Annotated in this window: 23 protein-coding genes; 14 read left to right on the forward strand and 9 right to left on the reverse strand. The window is 72.5% G+C overall.

Features of this window, described 5'->3' with window-relative positions:
* Window positions 1-51 precede the first annotated feature (51 nt).
* The 11 genes from Ae717Ps2_RS22285 to Ae717Ps2_RS22330 all read left to right on the forward strand — a co-directional run bounded on the left by Ae717Ps2_RS22285 (window position 52) and on the right by Ae717Ps2_RS22330 (window position 7,695).
* Entirely contained in the window at window positions 52-1,251 is a 1,200-nt protein-coding gene (locus Ae717Ps2_RS22285; RefSeq protein ID WP_075332982.1) for an IS701 family transposase, read from the forward strand.
* The gene (locus Ae717Ps2_RS38410) at window positions 1,248-1,415 is read left to right on the forward strand and encodes a hypothetical protein (RefSeq protein WP_170917006.1); all 168 of its coding nucleotides are present in this window, start codon (window positions 1,248-1,250) and stop codon (window positions 1,413-1,415) included. Before Ae717Ps2_RS22285 ends, Ae717Ps2_RS38410 begins: the two co-directional genes overlap by 4 nt.
* A 163-nt stretch (window positions 1,416-1,578) precedes the next feature.
* Window positions 1,579-2,394: a hypothetical protein gene (locus tag Ae717Ps2_RS22290; protein WP_075333861.1), complete on the forward strand. Its 816-nt coding sequence runs from the start codon at window positions 1,579-1,581 to the stop codon at window positions 2,392-2,394.
* A 90-nt stretch (window positions 2,395-2,484) separates the two neighbouring features.
* A complete protein-coding gene (locus tag Ae717Ps2_RS22295; protein WP_075333862.1) occupies window positions 2,485-3,324 on the forward strand; it encodes an FtsK/SpoIIIE domain-containing protein in 840 nt (279 codons plus the stop codon).
* 46 nt (window positions 3,325-3,370) lie between these two features.
* On the forward strand, window positions 3,371-3,658 hold the full coding sequence (locus Ae717Ps2_RS22300; protein WP_139318930.1) for a hypothetical protein: 288 nt from the start codon (window positions 3,371-3,373) through the stop codon (window positions 3,656-3,658).
* Window positions 3,655-3,978 carry a hypothetical protein gene (locus tag Ae717Ps2_RS22305; protein ID WP_198932224.1) on the forward strand — a complete coding sequence of 108 codons (324 nt, stop codon included), beginning with the start codon at window positions 3,655-3,657 and terminating at the stop codon, window positions 3,976-3,978. The genes Ae717Ps2_RS22300 and Ae717Ps2_RS22305 overlap by 4 nt, the downstream gene beginning before the upstream one ends.
* Window positions 3,975-4,352 carry a hypothetical protein gene (locus Ae717Ps2_RS22310; protein ID WP_075310323.1) on the forward strand — a complete coding sequence of 126 codons (378 nt, stop codon included), beginning with the start codon at window positions 3,975-3,977 and terminating at the stop codon, window positions 4,350-4,352. Before Ae717Ps2_RS22305 ends, Ae717Ps2_RS22310 begins: the two co-directional genes overlap by 4 nt.
* 80 nt (window positions 4,353-4,432) lie before the next feature.
* Complete coding sequence (locus Ae717Ps2_RS22315; protein WP_075310322.1) at window positions 4,433-4,753, forward strand: hypothetical protein; 321 nt, start codon at window positions 4,433-4,435, stop codon at window positions 4,751-4,753.
* 6 nt (window positions 4,754-4,759) lie between these two features.
* Window positions 4,760-6,259 (forward strand): replication initiator, encoded by a 1,500-nt coding sequence (locus tag Ae717Ps2_RS22320; protein WP_075310321.1) that lies wholly within the window; start codon window positions 4,760-4,762, stop codon window positions 6,257-6,259.
* A 20-nt stretch (window positions 6,260-6,279) separates the two neighbouring features.
* Entirely contained in the window at window positions 6,280-6,462 is a 183-nt protein-coding gene (locus tag Ae717Ps2_RS22325) for a helix-turn-helix domain-containing protein (RefSeq protein ID WP_369804851.1), read from the forward strand.
* Window positions 6,463-6,465: 3 nt separating this feature from the next.
* On the forward strand, window positions 6,466-7,695 hold the full coding sequence (locus tag Ae717Ps2_RS22330; protein WP_075333864.1) for a site-specific integrase: 1,230 nt from the start codon (window positions 6,466-6,468) through the stop codon (window positions 7,693-7,695).
* A 47-nt stretch (window positions 7,696-7,742) separates the two neighbouring features.
* Here Ae717Ps2_RS22330 and Ae717Ps2_RS22335 read toward each other — a convergent pair whose 3' ends face one another.
* On the reverse strand, window positions 7,743-8,897 hold the full coding sequence (locus tag Ae717Ps2_RS22335) for an acyl-CoA dehydrogenase (protein ID WP_075310318.1): 1,155 nt from the start codon (window positions 8,895-8,897) through the stop codon (window positions 7,743-7,745).
* 60 nt (window positions 8,898-8,957) lie between these two features.
* Here Ae717Ps2_RS22335 and Ae717Ps2_RS22340 point away from each other — a divergent pair, with 60 nt between their 5' ends.
* A complete protein-coding gene (locus Ae717Ps2_RS22340) occupies window positions 8,958-9,665 on the forward strand; it encodes a TetR family transcriptional regulator (protein ID WP_075310316.1) in 708 nt (235 codons plus the stop codon).
* Window positions 9,666-9,792: 127 nt separating this feature from the next.
* Here the strand turns inward: Ae717Ps2_RS22340 and Ae717Ps2_RS22345 are convergent, their stop codons facing one another.
* The 3 genes from Ae717Ps2_RS22345 to Ae717Ps2_RS22355 form a co-directional block, all read right to left on the reverse strand.
* A complete protein-coding gene (locus tag Ae717Ps2_RS22345; RefSeq protein WP_075334349.1) occupies window positions 9,793-10,716 on the reverse strand; it encodes a hypothetical protein in 924 nt (307 codons plus the stop codon).
* Between the two features lie 462 nt (window positions 10,717-11,178).
* The gene (gene purE / locus Ae717Ps2_RS22350) at window positions 11,179-11,694 is read right to left on the reverse strand and encodes a 5-(carboxyamino)imidazole ribonucleotide mutase (RefSeq protein ID WP_020625222.1); all 516 of its coding nucleotides are present in this window, start codon (window positions 11,692-11,694) and stop codon (window positions 11,179-11,181) included.
* A complete protein-coding gene (locus Ae717Ps2_RS22355) occupies window positions 11,691-12,935 on the reverse strand; it encodes a 5-(carboxyamino)imidazole ribonucleotide synthase (RefSeq protein ID WP_255407942.1) in 1,245 nt (414 codons plus the stop codon). The genes purE and Ae717Ps2_RS22355 overlap by 4 nt, the downstream gene beginning before the upstream one ends.
* A 34-nt stretch (window positions 12,936-12,969) precedes the next feature.
* Between Ae717Ps2_RS22355 and Ae717Ps2_RS22360 the strand changes: the two genes are divergently transcribed.
* Window positions 12,970-13,503, forward strand: coding sequence for a GtrA family protein (locus Ae717Ps2_RS22360; protein WP_020625224.1), 534 nt, complete (start codon window positions 12,970-12,972; stop codon window positions 13,501-13,503).
* Here the strand turns inward: Ae717Ps2_RS22360 and Ae717Ps2_RS22365 are convergent.
* Both Ae717Ps2_RS22365 and Ae717Ps2_RS22370 read right to left on the reverse strand, forming a co-directional pair.
* Complete coding sequence (locus tag Ae717Ps2_RS22365) at window positions 13,500-14,774, reverse strand: HAMP domain-containing sensor histidine kinase (protein WP_020625225.1); 1,275 nt, start codon at window positions 14,772-14,774, stop codon at window positions 13,500-13,502. The genes Ae717Ps2_RS22360 and Ae717Ps2_RS22365 overlap by 4 nt on opposite strands.
* Window positions 14,775-14,781: 7 nt before the next feature.
* Window positions 14,782-15,438: a response regulator transcription factor gene (locus tag Ae717Ps2_RS22370; protein WP_043279754.1), complete on the reverse strand. Its 657-nt coding sequence runs from the start codon at window positions 15,436-15,438 to the stop codon at window positions 14,782-14,784.
* Window positions 15,439-15,503: 65 nt separating this feature from the next.
* Between Ae717Ps2_RS22370 and Ae717Ps2_RS22375 the strand changes: the two genes are divergently transcribed.
* A complete protein-coding gene (locus tag Ae717Ps2_RS22375) occupies window positions 15,504-16,322 on the forward strand; it encodes an inositol monophosphatase family protein (protein WP_051050249.1) in 819 nt (272 codons plus the stop codon).
* A gap of 20 nt (window positions 16,323-16,342) precedes the next feature.
* On the opposite strand, the gene Ae717Ps2_RS22380 is transcribed toward Ae717Ps2_RS22375, so the two are convergent.
* The 3 genes from Ae717Ps2_RS22380 to Ae717Ps2_RS22390 all read right to left on the reverse strand — a co-directional run bounded on the left by Ae717Ps2_RS22380 (window position 16,343) and on the right by Ae717Ps2_RS22390 (window position 18,833).
* Window positions 16,343-17,251, reverse strand: coding sequence for a hydroxymethylglutaryl-CoA lyase (locus tag Ae717Ps2_RS22380; RefSeq protein WP_233147660.1), 909 nt, complete (start codon window positions 17,249-17,251; stop codon window positions 16,343-16,345).
* A gap of 20 nt (window positions 17,252-17,271) precedes the next feature.
* Entirely contained in the window at window positions 17,272-17,748 is a 477-nt protein-coding gene (locus tag Ae717Ps2_RS39895; RefSeq protein WP_083702469.1) for a PH domain-containing protein, read from the reverse strand.
* A 236-nt stretch (window positions 17,749-17,984) separates the two neighbouring features.
* Window positions 17,985-18,833, reverse strand: coding sequence for a biotin--[acetyl-CoA-carboxylase] ligase (locus Ae717Ps2_RS22390; protein WP_075310308.1), 849 nt, complete (start codon window positions 18,831-18,833; stop codon window positions 17,985-17,987).
* Window positions 18,834-18,840: the final 7 nt, after the last annotated feature.

Here is an 18,840-nt window from a genome sequence, read left to right on the forward strand (position 1 = left end):
GTTCGGCGTGTGGTGAGAGGCTGACGGCCGTTCGGCGGTGATGATCACCGCGTGGTTGATCTTGCCGGGTGGGTGGCCTCGTTGGACGCGGTGGTGGAGCTGATCTCTGGCCGTTTCCGCAGGGTCGAGCCGCGCCGGCGGGTCGGAACCTACCTGCGAGGCCTGCTCGCGGGGCTCGAGCGGAAGAACGGCTGGACCCTCGCCGAACACGCCGGGGCGATGTCGCCGGACGGGATGCAGCGGCTGCTGCGCACCGCGGACTGGGACGTCGACGGGGTCCGCGACGACCTGCGCGGCTACGTCCTGCAACATCTCACCGACACCGCGTCGGGGGTGTTCATCGTGGACGAGACCGGGTTCATCAAGAAGGGCCTGTGTTCGGCCGGGGTGCAGCGCCAGTACACCGGCACCAGCGGGAAGATCGACAACTGTCAGCTCGGTGTGTTCCTGGCCTACGCCTCGAAGCGGGGGCGGGCGTTGATCGACCGGGAGCTCTACCTGCCGACCTCGTGGACCGAGGACCGCGAACGCTGCGAGCGCGCGGATGTCCCCGATGACGTCGAGTTCGCCACGAAACCGCAGCTGGGGACGGCGATGCTGGCCCGCACGTACGCCGCTGGGGCACTCACGTCCGGGTCGTGGGTGACCGCGGACGAGGTCTACGGGCAGAACCCGGGCTTTCGCGACTGGCTCACCGAGCGGGAGATCCCGTTCGTGTTGGCCACCCGCAATGACGACATGCTCACCAGCCCGGACGGGAATCGTCGCCCGGCCAAGGCCCTGGCCACGATCGCCGGGGCGCGTGATCTCGACACCGGGCACGACGGGTGGGAGCGCCGCGCGATCGGGCCGGGCGCGCACGGGATGCGGGTCTATGACTGGACCGCGGTTGCGCTGGCCATCGACGGCCTCCCGGCGGGTTGGGGGCACTGGCTGCTGGTGCGCCGCCAGACCGAGCCCGCAGAGGGCAAGACCATCCGTGAGCTGGCGTTCTACCGCTGCGCCGCCCCGGCGAACACGCCGCTGCGCGACCTCGTTCGAGTCGCCGGGGCGCGGTGGGCGATTGAGGAATGCTTCCAGACCGCGAAGAACGAGGCCGGCCTCGACCACTACCAAGTCCGCTCCTACCGAGCCTGGCACGCCCACATCACCCTGGCCATGCTCACCGCGGCCTACCTCGCCGTCACCCGCGCCGCCGAACACGCACGCGAGGCCGAAAAGGGGGATCCTCAGCCAGCCGGCGCGCATTGATTCAGCTGTCGGGCAACGAGATCCGCCGTCTCCTCGCCGCGCTCGCCTTCACCCCGCTCACCTGCATCGACCACGTCATGCACTGGTCGACCTGGCGCCGTGAACGCCAACAACAGGCCCGCGACTGCCACTACCGCCGACGCGGCGAACGACCCCCGAGCTGATCAACTGCCGTTGCAGTACTAGCCGGTCTACCCGGACTCGCCCGATGAAGGGCAGAGGTGGACACGGGACCGCCGAGGTTTCCCGACCACATACGCGGCCCCGCGTCCGCCTCTGTTCGCCCTTCCACCCCGGTTCAGCCAGAGCAGTCGGAAGGACTGATCGATGATGGCACGCACCTCACGTGCGCAAGGCCGCTCCGGCGGCCGGAACTCGTCCCGGACCTCGTACCGGAGCGGGACGATCGAGATCTTCACCCGCCCACACCAGAACCCGTACCTGCGGGTCGTGGGCTGGATCATCCGCTTCCGAGCGGAACTGACCTGCATCGCCGTGATCCTGACGATCACGTTGGTCCTGCGGGACCACATCGGCCCCGCGAACACCGCCCTCGCACTGGGCTTCGTCACCGTCATGGTGATCGGTATCCCGGCATCTCGCCGGTACATCACCGCCCGCTGCTGGGCCGTGACGACTCGCCATCGGATGCGGGCCTGCTTCGGCCAGACCCGGACCATGACCCACGACGGCAAGATGCCGCTGCTGCTGTGGTCACGGCCGTCCCCGGTCGGGGAACGCGTGCGAGTGTGGCTCCCGGCCGGGCTCTCGGTCAAGGACATCGACCAGGTCACCGACCGGATCTCCACCGCCTGCTGGGCCCGCACCACCCGGGTCACCCCGGTCCGCGCCCAAGCAGCACTCGTCGTCGTGGACGTCGTCCGCCGCGACCCGCTCACCGTCGGAGACATCGTTCCGACCGGTATCCACGACCTCGCCGACCTCGCTGCGGTCGACGCTGACGAGCACATCACGCCCGAGGACACCGGCAACGTCGTCGCCCTGCCCTCCCGCGACACCCTCACCGGCGCCCGCACCACGGCGCCCACCCCACCGGCCGAGAAGAAGCCGGGACGCACCAGCGGCAAGAACGCCACCGCGCGTCGGCCCGCCGACGACGAGGACGCCGACCCGAGCCTGTAGCGCTCACCTGACCCGCCGCCCGGCGGGCCGGACCTCGGCGACCACACCCGCACACGCACCGCGCATCCACGCCGAGTGAAGGACACCGCCATGACGATCCTCAACCGCCGGCGCACCCGCCGGAACCGACCTGGCGGCCCGCGCTCGATCTACGACCCGATCAGCTTCGGCATCGACGAGAACGGCGACCCGGTCGAGGTCACCCTGATGTACCGCAACCTGCTCGACGGCGGCGAACCCGGCTCCGGGAAGTCTTCGCTGCTCAACACCATCATCGGCCACGCGGCACTCTGCACCGACGCCCGGCTGTGGCTCTTCGACGGCAAGATCGTCGAACTCGGACTCTGGCGCCCGGTCGCCGACGTGTTCGTCGGCAACTCCATCGGCCTCGCACTCGACAAGCTCCGCGAACTCCAGTCCGAGATGGACATCCGATACACCCAGCTCGACGCCGCCGGACGACGCAAGATCGTCCAGACCGACGGCCTCGACGTCATCCTCTGCGTGATCGACGAACTCGCCTACTACTCGGTCACCATCGGCACCAAGGACGAGCAGGAAGAGTTCCGCACCCTCGTCCGCGACCTCGTCGCCCGGGGCCGCGCCGCCGGAATCATCGTCGTCGCCGCCACCCAACGCCCGTCCGCCGACATCATCCCGACCAGCCTGCGGGACCTGTTCGGCTACCGCGTCGCCTTCCACTGCACCACCGATTCCAGCTCCGACATCATCCTGTCCGTCGGCTGGGCCAAGGAAGGCTTCTCCGCCAAGGACATCCGCCCCGAGGACCGGGGCGTGGGCTGGCTGCTCGCCGAAGGCGGAATCCCTCGCCGGTTCAAGGCCGCGTACCTCACCGATGCCCACATCCGCGCCGTCGTGAACGCCGCCCGTCGCCTCCGCGACAACGCGCCCGGCGATCCCGCCGCATAAGCGCGATCCCGCAATTCCACCCACCCGCCGAATAGCACCGCTATTCGTGACCCAGGAGAAGTGTGCCCAGATGAAGAACGACATCCGTCACCTGCTCATCGCCATTCCGTTCGTCGCCGCCACGACCGGCCTCGTCCTCGCCGCCCGCAACACCCTCGGCGAAGCCGCCCCGCTGGTCCTGCTGATCGGCTTCCTCATCACCCTGCCCGTCCTGCTGACCCTGGTCGCCCTGACCGACCGGCTCACCTCGTCGCACCGGACACGCATCGCCCTGAGCGACCGCCACGACACCGAGGCAAGCACCCGGGCCCCCTACGCCGGAGCCCTCCGGTGACCGCGCCGACCGTCAAGACCGGCTTGACACCCGAGCGCCCCACCCACCGCCCCGGCAGCCGCACCCGCCGGATCTGCGAGAACGACGACTACGCCGCCTTCACCCGCTGCATCGTCACCGCCCACGGCCGCCGCATCGGCCACGGCGACATCGAGGGACTCACCGACCTCGCCCGCCTCGCCGAGGACATCGACACCGCCATCCGCCACGCCGTCACCGGACTGCGCGCAGCCGGCTTCTCCTGGGCCGACATCGCCACCCGCCTCGGCACCACCCGACAGGCCGCCCACCAGCGCTACGGCACCGGAGGTGCACCGTGATCCGCGCCGTCACCTGCTACGCGATCACCTGCGACATCTGCTCGTCTGAGTACGACACCGACGGCATCGAGGAACGCCCGCTGCACTTCGAGACCGCCGAGCAGGCGATACAGCACATCACCACCGACGGCTGGACCGCCGACGACGGACGCCTCATCTGCCGGTCCTGCGTCCTGGGACGCAACCGCGCCCGCTGCGTCTTCGAGGGCCACATCTGGTGCCACTGGACCCCCTGCCACTGCCGGGGCCTCATCCCCGACCACGCCCTGTTCGGCTGCGACCTCTACCGCTCGTGCCTGCGTCCCGGATGCGACGCCCACGAGACCACCACCCTCGCCGCACTCCCGACCACCGACGACGCACCTGGTCGTTGACGGCGACCCCGCACCCCCGACCCGCCCGGCCGGGGGTGCCCGGTGACCGCCAACCACCCACCAGAGCAAGGAGAACCGCCATGACCGCCACCCTCGACACCCCGACCGACCGCCACGACGTCAGCACCGAGCAGCCGTTCCTGACCGCCGCCGAGTACGTCCTCACCGCCCGACAGCTCGTCCTCGCCCTGGCCGCACACCTCGCCCGCTACGGCGACACCCTCGCCGTCAAGGTCGTCGACCCGCTCTCCGCCATCGACGCCGTCATGCGGTTCGACGGTGGGGACCTCCACACCTGGACCACCAGCCGCACCCCCGACGACATCGCCGCCATCCGCGCCCGCGCCGAGCACATCGCCCGCGACTACTTCGGCCACGCCTTCCCGGCCGTCCCCTGGTAGCCGCCCATGACGACCACGACGACACCCCGACCACCAGGATTCACCACCACCCGCACCGCACTCCTGCGCCGTGCCGGATCCCGCGACCACCGACGCTGGCTCGACCACACCGCCGCCACCCGCGGATGCGTCCGCCCCGTCCGACTCACCGGCGAACTCCACGACGTCGACACCACCACCGGCGCCATCACCCGCACCCGCCACACCAACGAGCTGCCCGACGGAGTCATCTACGTCCCCTGCGGCGACCGCCGCGCCAGCGTCTGCCCACCGTGCGCCGAGACCTACCGCGCCGACACCTACCAGCTCATCCGCTCCGGCCTCGTCGGCGGCAAAGGCGTCCCCGACACCGTCGCCGGACACCCCGCCGTGTTCGCCACCCTCACCGCACCGTCCTTCGGCCCCGTCCACACCCGCGTGGTCAACCCCCGCACCGGACAGGTCCGCCCCTGCCGCCCGCGCCGCAACGCGACTCCCTGCCCTCACGGGCGCCTGCTGACCTGCACCCAGCGCCACACCGAGTCAGCGGCCTGTCTCGGCCGGCCGCTGTGCCTGGACTGCTACGATCACGCCCACCACGTCGTCTGGAACGGCTGGGCCGGCGAACTCTGGCGCCGCACCATGATCGCCCTCAACCGGGCGCTGCGGCCCCTCGCCAAGCCCCACGGCACGAAGCTGCGCGTCTCCTACGGCAAGGTCGCCGAGTACCAACGCCGCGGCGTCGTCCACTTCCACGCCCTCATCCGCCTCGACACCGTCGACCCAGACGACCCCGATGCGATACTCCCGCCGCCGGACACCATCACCCCGGCCCACCTCGCCGAGCTCGTCGCAGGCGCCACCCGGGCCACCGGCTTCGACACCCCGTCCTATGCCGACACCGGCCACACCTGGCCGATCACCTGGGGCCCACAGACCGACATCCGCGCCGTCACCCACGGACTCGACTCCGGCGCGATCACCTCCGACGCCGTCGCCGCGTACCTCGCCAAGTACGCCACCAAGGCCACCGAACCCGCCGGCCTCCCCATCACCGGACGGCTCACCGCCGACCTCGTCGAGCATTACGCCGACGCCCACACCCACCTCGGCCGCCTCATCGCCTACGCCCGCCAGCTCGGCACCCGACCCGCCGACTGGACCAGCGACGACGACCGCGCCACCTGGCACGACACCTACGGCCGGCTCGAGCGCTGGACCCACATGCTCGGCTTCGGCGGCCACTTCGCCACCAAGTCCCGGCGCTACTCCACCACCCACACCCGGCTGCGCGCCGAACGCCGGACCTGGCGCCGCACCAGCCGCACCGACCACTGGCGCCGCCACCACGGCGACGACGACCAGGACCTCGACGACACCACCCTCGTCGTCTGCCGCCTCACCCTCGCCGGGATCGGCTGGAACAGCACCGCTGACGCCCAGCTCGCCGCCGACGCCGCAGCACGCGCCCGCGAGCACCGCGCCCTGGCCCGCGAGGAACGCACCACCAGCAGGGAGAGCCACTAGCAACCACCAGGAGGACAACCGTGAACGACCAGCCCGAACCCATGTGGACGATCGAGGACGTCTCGCGCTACCTGCGCATCCCCGTCGAAACGCTGTACCAGTGGCGCCGCAAGAAGCAGGGCCCGCTGGCCTGCAAGATGGGCAAGCACCTGCGCTACGACCCAGCAGGTGTCCGCGACTGGTTCACCGCTCACGCGGCCTGACCCGTGGGGCACGTCCAGGACCGCTGGTACCGCCCGGAGGTCGACCCCACGACCGAGAAGGTCCGCAAGGTCAAGACCTCGATCCACGGCAAGGGCCAGCGCTACAAGGTCCGCTACATCGACCCGGATGGCGTCGAACGCTCGCGCACCTTCCCCGACCGCTGCAAGAAGGAGGCTGACGACTTCCTCGTCGAGGTCGAGTCGGCCAAGCGCGAGGGCAAGTACGTCAGCGTCAGCGCAGGAAAGATCAGCTTCAAAGCTCACGCCGAGAACTGGCTGAAGGGCCAGTCGACCGACCGGGCCACCCGGGGCGCGCTCCGCAGCCGTCTCGACGCCCGCATCTACCCGTTCTTCGAGAAACGCCCGCTCAACTCGATCACACCCGCGATCGTTCGGAACTGGCTCGGAGAACTCGACGACCGCGGCTACAGCGCCAACTACCGGACCGTGCTGTTCACGATCGTCTCGTCGGTGCTCGACTCCGCCGTCGAGGAACGACTGATCACCCACAACCCGTGCAAGGCGCAGACGATCAAACGCCCGACCTCGTCGGCGAGCAACATCGTCATCTGGCCTCGCACACGGCTCAACGCGATCGAGCAGCACATCAGCGACCGATTCCGGCTCGCCGTGATCATCGGAGCGGGTTGTGGTCTGCGCCAGGGCGAGATCCTGGGACTCAGCACCGAGGACATCGACCGCGACTCCATGGTCGTCCATGTCCGCCGTCAGATCCGGATGGTCGAACGACGAATCGTGTTCGCGCTTCCCAAGGGCGGAAAGACGCGTGTCGTCCCGCTGTCCGGCGCGGTCCTCGACCACATCACCGCGCACCTGGACGGCTTCCCGCCATCAACGATCACGTTGCCGTGGGATAACCCCGACGGGGAGCCGGTCACCACCGACCTACTGATCACCGGGGAAGACGGCCGTCTCTACAGCGGAGACCTCTTCAACAAGGTCGTCTGGCAGGGCGCCTTCCGGTCCGCCGGCCTCGTCTACCGCAAGCGTGCCGACGGGATGCACGCACTGCGCCACTTCTACGCCTCGACCCTGCTCTCGCAGGGCGTGTCCGTCAAAGAGCTGGCGGCCTACCTCGGCCACAGCGACCCTGGCTTCACACTGCGGACGTACACCCACCTCGTGCCGTCCAGCTACGAGCGCGCCCGTGCCGCCATCGACGGGGTCCTCGGTCGTTCGTCGTCGACCTCGGACGGCCCCGAGACGGCCTGATCATGGTCGCCCCGGGGTCCGCAGCAGGGCTCAGGGCCCCGTACACCTCACTTGAGCAGCGAACGCGCCATCACCATGCGCTGGATCTGGTTGGTGCCCTCGTAGATCTGCGTGATCTTCGCGTCGCGCATCATGCGCTCGGCCGGGAAGTCACGGGTGTAGCCCGCGCCGCCGAGCAGCTGGACGGCGTCGGTGGTCACCTGCATCGCGGTGTCGGAGGCGAAGCACTTGGCGGCCGAGGAGATGAAGCCGAGTCCGGGCTCGTCGCGCTCGGCGCGCGAGGCGGCGACGTAGCAGAGCTGGCGGGCGGCCTCGACCTTCATCGCCATGTCGGCGAGCATGAACTGCAGGCCCTGGAACTCGGCCAGGTGCTTGCCGAACTGCTTGCGCTCCTTCATGTACTGCGTCGCGACGTCGAGCGCGCCCTGGGCGATGCCGACGGCCTGCGAGCCGATGGTCGGACGCGTGTGGTCCAGGGTGCGCAGCGCGGTCTTGAATCCGGTGCCCTCGGCACCGATGATCCGGTCCGCCGGGATGCGGGCGTCCTCGAAGTGGATCTCACGGGTGGGCGAGCCGTGGATGCCGAGCTTGCGCTCCTTGGTCCCGACGACGAAGCCCGGGTCGTCGGAGTGCACCACGAACGCCGAGATCCCGTTGGCCTTCTTCTCCGGGTCGGTCACCGCCATGACCGTGTACCAGGTCGACTCGCCGGCGTTGGAGATCCAGCACTTGGTGCCGTTGAGCACCCACTCGTCGCCGTCGCGGCGGGCGCGGGTCTTCATCGACGCGGCGTCGGAGCCGGCCTCGCGCTCGGACAGCGCGTAGCTCACCATGGCCTCGCCGGAGGCGACCGACGGGAGAACCTGCTTCTTCAGCTCGTCCGAGGCCGACAGCAGGATCGGGGTCAGCCCGAGCCCGTTGACCCCCGGGATCAGCGACGACGACGCGCAGACCCGCGCGACCTCCTCGATCACGATGCAGCCGGCGAGCTCGTCGGCGCCCTGGCCGCCGTACTCCTCGGGGATGATCACGGCCTGGAAACCGGCCTTGACCAGCGCGTCGCGCGCCTCGACGGGGTACCGGCCCTGCTCGTCGACCTCGGCGGCGTGCGGGGCGATCTCCTTCTCCGCCAGGTCCCGGACCGCCTCGCGGAGGGCCATGTGCTCGTCGCTGAGCCGGTAGCTGTCGAACTCGCTGTTCATACCGCCCATGCTAACGGCACTCCGTGCCACAGGCCAGGGGACCTTGCTACCCTCCGTGCCATGGCGACCAGCACGCGGCGCGGGCGTTCCCCCGAGGGGCGCGCCGAGGTGCGGAGGGACCTGGTCGCGGCGGCCGCGCGGCTGTTCACCGAACGCGGCTACGACGACACCACGGTGGACGACATCGCCGCCGCCGCGGGCGTCGGCCGCCGGACCTTCTTCCGCTACTTCCGCGGCAAGGAGGACGCGCTGTCCCCCGACCACGAGCGCGGGCTGGCCCGGATCAGCGAGGTGTTCGACGGCGCGCACCCCGACGAGCCGCTGCCGTCGCTGGCACTGCGTGCCGCGGAGACGGTGTTCGAGCTCTACACCGAGGACCCCGAGGTCGCCCGGCTGCGGTTCGCGCTGGTCGGCTCGGTGCCGGCGCTGCGCGACCGCGAGGCCGCGTCGGTGCACCACTACCGGCGGCTGTTCACCCGCGAGCTCACCGCGCGCCTCGGCGACCGCCCCGACGGCGAGCTGCGCGCCGCGGTGACGGCCGCGGCACTGGTCGCGGCGCACAACCAGGCGTTGCGCCGCTGGCTGGTCGACGGCGCGCGCGACGCCGACCTGCCCGGCGCCGTCGACCACTTCCGGCGGGTCGCGCCGATGCTGCCGCTGGAGGACGCGGACGAGCCGGCCGCGGCGCCCGACCTGGAGGACGTGACCCGGCGCCTGGAACGCGCGGCACGGACCCTGGAGCGGGAGTCGACCCGGCGGACGGGCTGAGCGGCCGCCGGGGCCCGCGATCGCGCGCCGGCCGGGAGTGCGCGGTCACCAGCACCCGCCCCGCAGTACCGCCACGTCGAGCACCACACCGGCGGCGCACGCCCCGGGGCATCGCCGTGGGGACCGGTCACGCCCGGACCAGGTCCGGACTCGGTGGTCCGACCCGCCGCCGGGCGTCCGCGACGACGGCCAGGGCGAGCCCGCCGGTCAGCACGGCCAGCAGTCCGACGGCACCCCAGGTGAGCCCGTCCGGGTGCACCAGCGGCTGCCCCCGCAACGCCTGCCACGTCGTGATCGCGAAGACACCGGTCACCCCGAGCACGGACACTCCCGTGAGTCGGGCCCGCACTCCCGGGTCCCGCAGCCAGACCACCCGGGCCGCCGCGAACCCCAGCGCCGACGCGAACAGCACCAGCACCTGGATCGCATGCAGGCCGACGAAGTGCGGCACCCGCAGGTCGCCCCCGGTGACGCTCCAGTTCGTCAGGGGCATGCCACCTCCGTCGGGCGTCCCCACCCCGTGCGCACCCGCGAGGGTGACCGGGCGGCCGTACGCGTCGGGCACCGTCCGGCTCGGACCGGCACCGGCGATCCCGAACGCGACCGCCATCCCGCCCGTCGCGAGCAGCAGCCCGGCCCGCAGCGCCCGGGTCAGCGCGACGTCGCCGACCCGCTGGAACAACAGCATCACCGCGATCACCAGGCTGACCCCGAACAGTCCGACGACACCGCTGGAGAAGACCTGTTGACCGATCGCGTTGACCGGGTCGGTGTTCTGGTTGAAGTGGCTGTAGGTGCCCCGCGCCGCGGCGAGGACGATGAACCCGACGTCGACGACGCCGGTGGCGGCGAACGCCGTACCGAGCCACCACATCGTGCGGCGGGCCCGCGGCAGCATCGGGACGAGTGCGCCGAGCGTCAGACCGTAGACGGCGAACGAGACGCCGAACTTCAGCGGCTTGGCCCAGACGGACTCAGCGAGCAGGGTGCGGTCGTCGACGACGAGGCCGACCGCGGCGACCGCGGCGACGGCGGCCATCAGAACGGACATGACGAGCAGTGGCCGGTGCCAGGACGGCGGTTGCGGCTCGGTGGTGTGGCGCACGGATCCCCCTCGGCCGGCACGGTGTGTGCCGTGTCACCGAGCGTGTCGGAGCCCGTAGCCGGTCTCATCGGGGACCACCCCGAACCCGGGCCGGGGTAGCCGATCCGGGACCCCGGGAGTGTCGATCCGGACGAACCCCGGACATGCGTGATCCCCGGGCCGCACCGGGAGTGCGTCGACCGAACCGGACAGCGTTCGGACCCGGGGATCACGGGTGACCGTCGGGAACTCGCCGGCACCACACCGGCTTCCACGACCGCCTCTCCGACGGGTTCTCCCCGCCGGAGCAGAACGTGGTGCTAGCTGACGGCCACCTCACGTGTCCTGCTGTAGCTCATCTGCTGGACCACCTCCTCTCCCGTGTGCCCACACCGTACGCACGGGGTCCAGCGGCCCGCCACCGCAATTTCAGCGGCTCTCGCGGGCGGTCACGCGCAGCGCCGCGTCCTTGTCCAGGACGCTGCGTTCGAGGTCGGCCTGGAACTCCACCATCGCCTGCCGGAGCCGCTCGTCGCCGGCGCCGAGGATGCGTACCGCGAGCAGCCCGGCGTTGCGCGCGTTGCCGACCGCGACGGTCGCCACCGGCACACCGGCGGGCATCTGCACGATCGACAGCAGCGAGTCCAGACCGTCGAGGTACTTCAGCGGCACGGGCACGCCGATGACCGGCAGCGGCGTCGCGGCGGCGACCATGCCGGGCAGGTGCGCGGCGCCGCCCGCCCCGGCGACGATCGCCTGCAGGCCGCGGTCGGCGGCCGAGGCGGCGTAGTCGAGCATCCGCTGCGGAGTGCGGTGCGCGGAGTAGACGCCCACCTCCCACGGCACGCCGAACTCGTCGAGCGCGGCGCCCGCGGCGCCCATCACCGGCCAGTCGGAGTCGCTGCCCATGATCACGCCCACGCGCGGGGAGCCGGTCTGCGTCATCGAGGTCCTTCCGGGGAGTGCGGGGAGCGGGGATCACCGGTGTGGGCGGACCAGCCGTCCGCCCACGTCGCGGTGGCGAGCCACCCCGCGGCGAGCTCCGCGCGGGTGCGCACGTCGCTCTCGTCGCGACCGAGGATCGTCACGTGGCCGATCTTGCGCGCCGGGCGGCCGTCCTTCGCGTAGAGGTGCACCTTCGCCTCGGGGAAGCGCGCGAAGCAGTGGTGCAGCCGCTCGTCCATGCCCATCGCGGGCTCCTGCGCCGCGCCGAGCACGTTCGCCATCACCGCGACCGGGGCGACCGAGGCGGTCGAGCCGAGCGGGTAGTCCAGCACCGCGCGCAGGTGCTGCTCGAACTGCGAGGTGACCGAGCCCTCGATCGTCCAGTGACCCGAGTTGTGCGGGCGCATCGCCAGCTCGTTCACGACGACCTCGCCGGGCGCGGTCTCGAACAGCTCGACCGTCATCAGCCCGACGACGCCGAGCTCGGCCGCGATCCGCAGTGCCAGCTCCTGGATCCGCGCGGCGTGGTCCGGGTCGAGCCCGGGGGCGGGCGAGGTGACCCGGGCGCACTGGCCGTCGACCTGCAGGGTCTCGACGACCGGCCACGCGGCGGCCTGGCCGAAGGGCGAGCGGGCGACGCTCGCGGCCAGCTCCCGGGTCATCGGGACCGCCGACTCGACGAGCAGCGGGGTGCCGGCGTCGAGCAGGTCGGCGACCAGCCGCTCGGTGTCGTCGCCACCGGCGCGCAGGAACCAGACCCCGCGGCCGTCGTAGCCGCCGCGGGTGGCCTTGAGCACGACCGGCCAGCCGTGTTCGGCCCCGAAGGCGGCGACGTCGCCGGGCGCGGCCACCTCGGCGAACGCCGGCACCGGCAGGCCCATCTCCGACAGCCGTCGGCGCATCACCAGCTTGTCCTGCGCGTGCACCAGCGCCGAGGGCGGCGGCCGCAGCGGCACCCCGGCCTCGGCGAGCGGGACCAGCACCTCCTGCGGGACGCCCTCGTGGTCGAACGTGACGGCCGAACAGCCCGTCGCGAGCTCCCGCAGCGCGGCGGCGTCGTCGGGGTCGCCGAGGACCACGTCCGGCGTCACCCGGGCCGCCGGGTCGGTCGGCGACCCGGCCAGCACCCGCAGCGTCTGCCCCAGCGCGACGGCGGCCTGGGCGGTCATCCGGGCCAGCTGGCCACCGCCGACCATGCCGACGACGGGCAGGGCGGTCTTCTGCGCGTCAACCCTCTCCACGAGACCGGGAGCCTAATCTGGCACGATCGATCCCGTGACGGTGGTGGAGGCGACGCTCGCCAGGATCCCCCAGCCGTACCGCGACAAGGCGATCAAACACCGTGAGCTGATCAAGTTCCTGATGGTCGGCGGCAGCACCTGGGTCATCGACACGGTGGTGTTCCTGGTGCTGAAGGCCACGGTGCTGGCCGACAAGCCGGTGACCGCCAAGGTGATCGCGGTGCTGGTGGCGACGATGGTGTCCTACGTGCTGAACCGCGAATGGTCCTTCCGGACCCGCGGCGGGCGGGAGCGGCACCACGAGGCCCTCCTGTTCTTCGTGATCAGCGGGATCGGGGTCGCGGTGTACTCGGCACCGCTGTGGGTCTCGCGCTACGTCTTCGAGCTGCAGGTGCCGTTCGTCTCGCTGGTCGCCCAGGAGTCCGCGGACTTCGTGGCCGGGCAGATCGTCGGCACCCTGGTCGGGATGGCCTTCCGCTGGTGGGCCTTCCGCCGGTTCGTGTGGCCGGACCAGTTCGTGCGGCGTCAGCCCCCGCCCGCCCCGGTGGACCAGGAGCCGCGCCCCTAACGGGGTCCGGTCCGGTCCGGGACCGGCGCGGCGGCGGCGACGTCGTCGGTGCGCGCCGCTGGCAGGTACAGCCGGAACACCGGCGGCCGGGCCCGCGACAGCTCCAGCCGCCCGCCGTCGGCCTCGACCAGCGTCCGGGCCAGCGCGAGCCCCAGACCGGTCGAGGACTGCGCGGAGATGCCGCGGTCGAACACGTGCGGGACCAGGTCCTCCGGGACCCCCGGGCCGGTGTCGGACACCTCGACCAGCAGCGCGTTCTCGCCCTCCCGGGCCGCGATCGTGACGGTGCCCTCACCGTGCTGCAGGGCGTTGTCGACCAGCACCCCGATCGCCTCGCGCAGCCGGGCCGCGGTGACCCGCGCGAGCAGCCCCTCGGGCACCCGCACCCTGAGCGACCGGCCGGCCGCGGTGAGCGGACCGCGCCACTCCCGCTCGGCGTCGGCGACGGCCTCGGCCAGGTCGACCGGCTCGGCCCCGACCGCCCGTGCGGCGCGGGCGGACTCCAGCAGGTCGTCGAGGACGGCGGTGAGCCGCTCGGTCTGCTCCAGTGCCGCGTTGGCCTCGCGGCGGGCGTCCGGGTCGGGGTGGCAGGCCAGCTCGTCGAGGCGCAGCTGCAGCGCGGTGATCCGGCTGCGCAGCTGGTGGGACACGTCCCCGACCAGCGACCGTTCGCGGTGCAGCAGCTGGGACAGCGCGGTCGCCGAGGAGTCCAGCACCTCCGAGACCCGGTCGAGCTCGGCGATGTCGTAGCGGGCCGGGGACCGGCGGAAGTCGCCCGCCCCGAGGCGGGCGGCACGGGCCGCGAGGTCACGCAGCGGGTCGGACAGCCGGCGGGCGGTGTACACCGCGACCCCGGTGCCGACGGTGACGGAGAACCCGACCAGCAGCACGACGACCGCCACCACCTGGGTCTGCTGGGAGCGCATCACCGAGGTCGGCTGGGACAGCTCCATGATCCCGCCGGGCCCGAACGGCAGCGACTCGGTCACCGGCTCGTCGACCCGGTCCACGCCGTAGACGATCGGGGCGGAGTCCGGCGGCACGACGACCAGCCGCGAGTTCGGCGGGATCGCCGCCTCCACCAGCTGTTGCGACTGCGGCCCGGTGCCGTACTCCTCGACGGTCTCGGTGACCTGCTCCAGGCGCTGGGTCAGCTCGGCACGGGTGAAGTCCTCGACGAGCTGCCAGGTCGCGAGCGCGAGCGGACCGCCCAGGAACAGCGCGGTCAGCGCCACCGTCAGCAGGGTGGAGATCAGGATCCGGCGGCGCACGGCGACCTCAGTCCGAGTTGTACCGGAAGCCGACGCCCCGGACGGTGGCGATCCGCTTCTCGCCGCCGATCTTGCGGCGCAGCCACGACATGTGCATGTCCAGCGTCTTCGACGACTTCATGTCCGCGTCGCCCCAGACCGCGTGCAGGATCTCCTCACGCGTCACGACCTGACCGGCGTGGATCATCAGCACCCGCAGCAGCTCGAACTCCTTGTTGGCCAGCGAGACCTCCTCGCCGTCGAGCAGGACACGGCGGCCGGACAGCTCCATCCGCAGCCCGTCCACCTCGACGACGTCCTGGGTGCGGCGGCGCAGCAGCGCCCGCACCCGGGCCAGCAGCTCGGCCAGCCGGAACGGCTTGGACACGTAGTCGTCGGCGCCGGCGTCGAGCCCCACGACGAAGTCGACCTCGTCGGTACGGGCGGTGAGCATGAGGACCGGCAGGTCCGGCAGGGTCGCGCGGACCCGCCGGCAGACCTCCAGGCCGTCCATCCCGGGCAGCCCGAGGTCGAGCACGAGCAGGTCGACCTGGGCACGCGTGACGCGGTCGACGGCGCCCACGCCGTCGGCGACGACGTCGACGTCGTACCCCTCGCGCTGCAGGGCCCGCGACAGCGGCTCGGCGATCGCCGCGTCGTCCTCGGCCAGAACCACTGTGGTCATTTCACCGAGCATAGGGCTCCGGGCCCCGGGCACGGTGGCGGTGCGAGCTGGCATGCTCGCCCAACGTGAACCCCGAGCGATGCGTGCCCGCCGAACCCGGTGACCTGGATCTCGCCCTGCGCCTGGCGGACCTCGCCGACGCGATCACGCTGCCCCGGTTCCGGGCCGCCGACCTGCGGGTGGAGCGCAAGCCGGACCGGACCCCGGTGACCGACGCCGACACCGCCGCCGAGGACGCGATCCGGGCCGCGCTGGGTCATGAGCGCCCGGGCGACGCGATCCTCGGCGAGGAGCGCGGCGGGTCCACCGACACCGCGCACGGCCGCGGCTGGGTGATCGACCCGATCGACGGGACGAAGAACTTCTCCCGCGGGGTGCCCGCGTGGGCGACCCTGATCGCGCTCGTCGTCGACGGCGTGCCGACGGTGGGTGTGGTGAGCGCGCCGGCGCTGCACCGCCGCTGGTGGGGCTCGGCGGGGGCCGGGGCCTGGGCGCGCGACCTGCCGTCGGGGACGCCGAAGCGGATCGCGGTGTCGGGGGTGGCCGACGTCGCCGACGCCTACGTGTCGACCACCAACACCGAGACCTTCCGCACCGACCCGTCCCCGGCGTCGCGGGAGGGTTGGATCGCGCTGACCGAGGCCTGCTGGGAGTCCCGTGCGTTCGGGGACTTCTGGCAGCACGTGCTCGTCGCCGAGGGGGTCGTCGACGTCGCGGTCGAGCCCGCGGCGAACCCGTGGGACCTGGCCGCGCCGGCAGCCGTCGTCGCCGAGGCCGGCGGGCGGCTGACCGACCTGGCCGGGAACCCGACCTGGTCCGGGGGGCACGGCCTGACCAGCAACGGGCTGCTGCACGACGCGGTGCTGGGAGTGCTGCGCGGCTGAGCCCGAGCGGGTGCCCGCGGTCAGGCCGACAGCGCCGTGACCACCCGCGACGGCGACGGCCGGCCCAGGTGCCCGGCCATCCACACGCTGGTGTCGACCAGCTTCGCCAGGTCGGCGCCGTGGTCGATGCCGAGCCCGTCGAGCATCCACACCAGGTCCTCGGTGGCGAGGTTGCCGGTCGCGGACCCGGCGTAGGGGCAGCCGCCCAGGCCGCCCGCGCTGGCGTCGACGGTGGTCACGCCGTGCCGCAGCGCGGCGAGGGTGTTGGCCAGCGCCTGGCCGTAGGTGTCGTGGAAGTGCACCGCGAGCCGTTCGACGCCGACCCCGCGGGCGATGCAGGCGTCGAGCACCGCGCCGACGTGCGCCGGGGTGGCGACGCCGATCGTGTCGCCGAGGGAGAGCTGGTCGCAGCCCATCTCCATCAGCCGGGCCCCGACGGCGGCGGCCTGGTCCGGGTCGACGCCGCCCTCCCACGGGTCGCCGAACACCATCGACACGTAGGCGCGCACCCGCAGGCCCTCGCGCACCGCGCGGGTGACGGTGGGCTCGAACATCGCGAACTGCTCGTCGAGCGTGCGGTTGAGGTTGCGCTTCGCGAACGTCTCGGTGGCCGAGGCGAACACCGCGACGTGGTCGCAGCCCGCCTCGATCGCACGGTCCAGGCCGCGCTCGTTCGGGGTGAGCACCGGGTAGTCGAGGCCGGCGCGGCGGTCGAGCACGGCCAGCAGGTCGGCGGCATCGGCGAGCTGGGGCACCCACCTCGGGTGCACGAAGCTGGTCGCCTCCAGCGTGCGCAGGCCCGCGTCGGCGAGCCGGTCGAGGAACTCGGCCTTCACCGCGACCGGGAGGACGGTCTTCTCGTTCTGCAGCCCGTCGCGGGGGCCGACCTCGTAGATCTCGACGCGTTCCGGGAGCGCAGGGTCGCGCACCGTCGTGGGTAGACCGTTGCTCACAGGGACGCCCTCTCTCGCTGCGGTGCGGGAGCCTCCATCCTGCCCCGCACGGCCGCGTCGGCGTGAGCGCGGCGGGCCGTGTGCTCGCTCGCCTTCTCGTGGCTGCGGCGCCGCTCGGCGAGCAGACCGATCTCGCGGTGCAGCCGGGCCTGGACCCGTTCCACGCCCGCGACGTCGGTGAACCGCAGCCGCTCCCCGGCGACGTCGAGCAGCAGGGTGCCGTGGCCGAACAGCCGTCCCGCGGCGCCGGTCCGGACGCGGACCGAGTCGATGCGGTCGATGGGCACGTCGAGACCGTCGCGGACGAGCCCCCCCCCCCCCCCCCCCCCGGACGAGGAACCGCCGGTCGGTGACGACCAGCAGGGTGGCGCGCCAGCGCGCGATCGGCAGCAGCGTCCAGCGCACCGCGACGAGCGCGGCGAGCACCCCGAGCACGAGCCAGGCCCACGGTGCCCACGGCTGCAGCCGGACAACGGCGGCGCCGAACCCGGCGGCGGCGCTCACCCCGACCAGCACCGCGGCCGGGCGCAGACCCAGCCGCCAGTGCGGGTGCCCGAGCAGCACGACGCGCTCGCCCTCGTCGAGAACCCGGTCCAGTGCCCGGTCCAGAGCGCTGTCGGGGGACGCCATGTCCCCACGGTAGGGCGAAGGGCGCCCGCCGCCACCGCGACGCGCGGGGGCTGCGTCGCAGGTCAGCGCAGTGGGTGACTCAGGGCTGGTCGGCCGCGCGCAGATGGACGATGTCCCCGGCCGCCACCGCGACGCGGGCTCCGCCGTCCGGGTGGACCAGCAGCCGGCCCTGCGGGTCGACGTCCTCGGCCGTCCCGACGAGATGGTCCCCGGCCGGGCGCTCCACCCGGACCCGCGAGCCGAGGCTGGCGCAGGCCGACCGGTAGTCGCGGCGCAGGCCGCAGACGTCGGCGTCGCCGTGGGCGTCCCGCCACTGCGCCTCGCGCCGGTACAGGTGCCCCAGCAACACGGTCGCGGTCTCGGCGCGGGTCGCGGTGAACCCGTGCGCGGCCAGCGAGGTCGCGCCCCACGGCAGGTCGGTGGCCGGGGTGGAGACGTTGAGCCCGATGCCCAGCACGATCCCCGGGCCGCCGCCGGAGACCGCGGTCATCTCGGCGAGGATCCCCGCGGCCTTGCCCCGCGTCGTCCCGACGAGCAGGTCGTTGGGCCACTTCAGGGCCACCGGCACGTCCGGGGCGAGCTCGGTGATCGCGTCGGCGAGCGCGACGCCCGCGAGCATCGGCAGCCAGCCCAGCCGGTCGGCGGGCACGCCCTCCGGGCGCCACAGCACCGAGAGCGTCAGCGCCGCCCCGGGCCGCGAGAGCCAGGTACGGTCGAGGCGGCCGCGGCCGCGCACCTGGTCCTCGGCGATCAGCACCGAGCGGTCCGGGGCACCGCGCACGGCCTCGGCCAGCAGGTCGGCGTTGGTGGATCCGGTGGAGGCGACGACGTCGAGCGCCGTCCAGCCCCCGGCGGGACGGAGCACGGCAGTCCGCAGGGCGTACGGGTCCAGCGGATCCCCGTCACCGTGATTCGTCCCGGTCGTCATCACCGCG

Source organism: Pseudonocardia sp. Ae717_Ps2, from assembly GCF_001932475.1.
Classification (GTDB): Bacteria; Actinomycetota; Actinomycetes; order Mycobacteriales; family Pseudonocardiaceae; genus Pseudonocardia.

What these genes read in the sequence shown, in the direction of transcription:
- purE (WP_020625222.1), bottom strand. Translation starts at nt 11,694, where the DNA reads ATGACGCAGACCGGCTCCCCGCGCGTGGGCGTGATCATGGGCAGCGAC.
- Ae717Ps2_RS22340 (WP_075310316.1), top strand. Translation starts at nt 8,958, where the DNA reads ATGGCGACCAGCACGCGGCGCGGGCGTTCCCCCGAGGGGCGCGCCGAG.
- Ae717Ps2_RS22390 (WP_075310308.1), bottom strand. Translation starts at nt 18,833, where the DNA reads ATGACGACCGGGACGAATCACGGTGACGGGGATCCGCTGGACCCGTAC.
- Ae717Ps2_RS22370 (WP_043279754.1), bottom strand. Translation starts at nt 15,438, where the DNA reads ATGACCACAGTGGTTCTGGCCGAGGACGACGCGGCGATCGCCGAGCCG.
- Ae717Ps2_RS22345 (WP_075334349.1), bottom strand. Translation starts at nt 10,716, where the DNA reads ATGTCCGTTCTGATGGCCGCCGTCGCCGCGGTCGCCGCGGTCGGCCTC.
- Ae717Ps2_RS22290 (WP_075333861.1), top strand. Translation starts at nt 1,579, where the DNA reads ATGATGGCACGCACCTCACGTGCGCAAGGCCGCTCCGGCGGCCGGAAC.
- Ae717Ps2_RS22335 (WP_075310318.1), bottom strand. Translation starts at nt 8,897, where the DNA reads ATGAACAGCGAGTTCGACAGCTACCGGCTCAGCGACGAGCACATGGCC.
- Ae717Ps2_RS22315 (WP_075310322.1), top strand. Translation starts at nt 4,433, where the DNA reads ATGACCGCCACCCTCGACACCCCGACCGACCGCCACGACGTCAGCACC.
- Ae717Ps2_RS22320 (WP_075310321.1), top strand. Translation starts at nt 4,760, where the DNA reads ATGACGACCACGACGACACCCCGACCACCAGGATTCACCACCACCCGC.
- Ae717Ps2_RS22295 (WP_075333862.1), top strand. Translation starts at nt 2,485, where the DNA reads ATGACGATCCTCAACCGCCGGCGCACCCGCCGGAACCGACCTGGCGGC.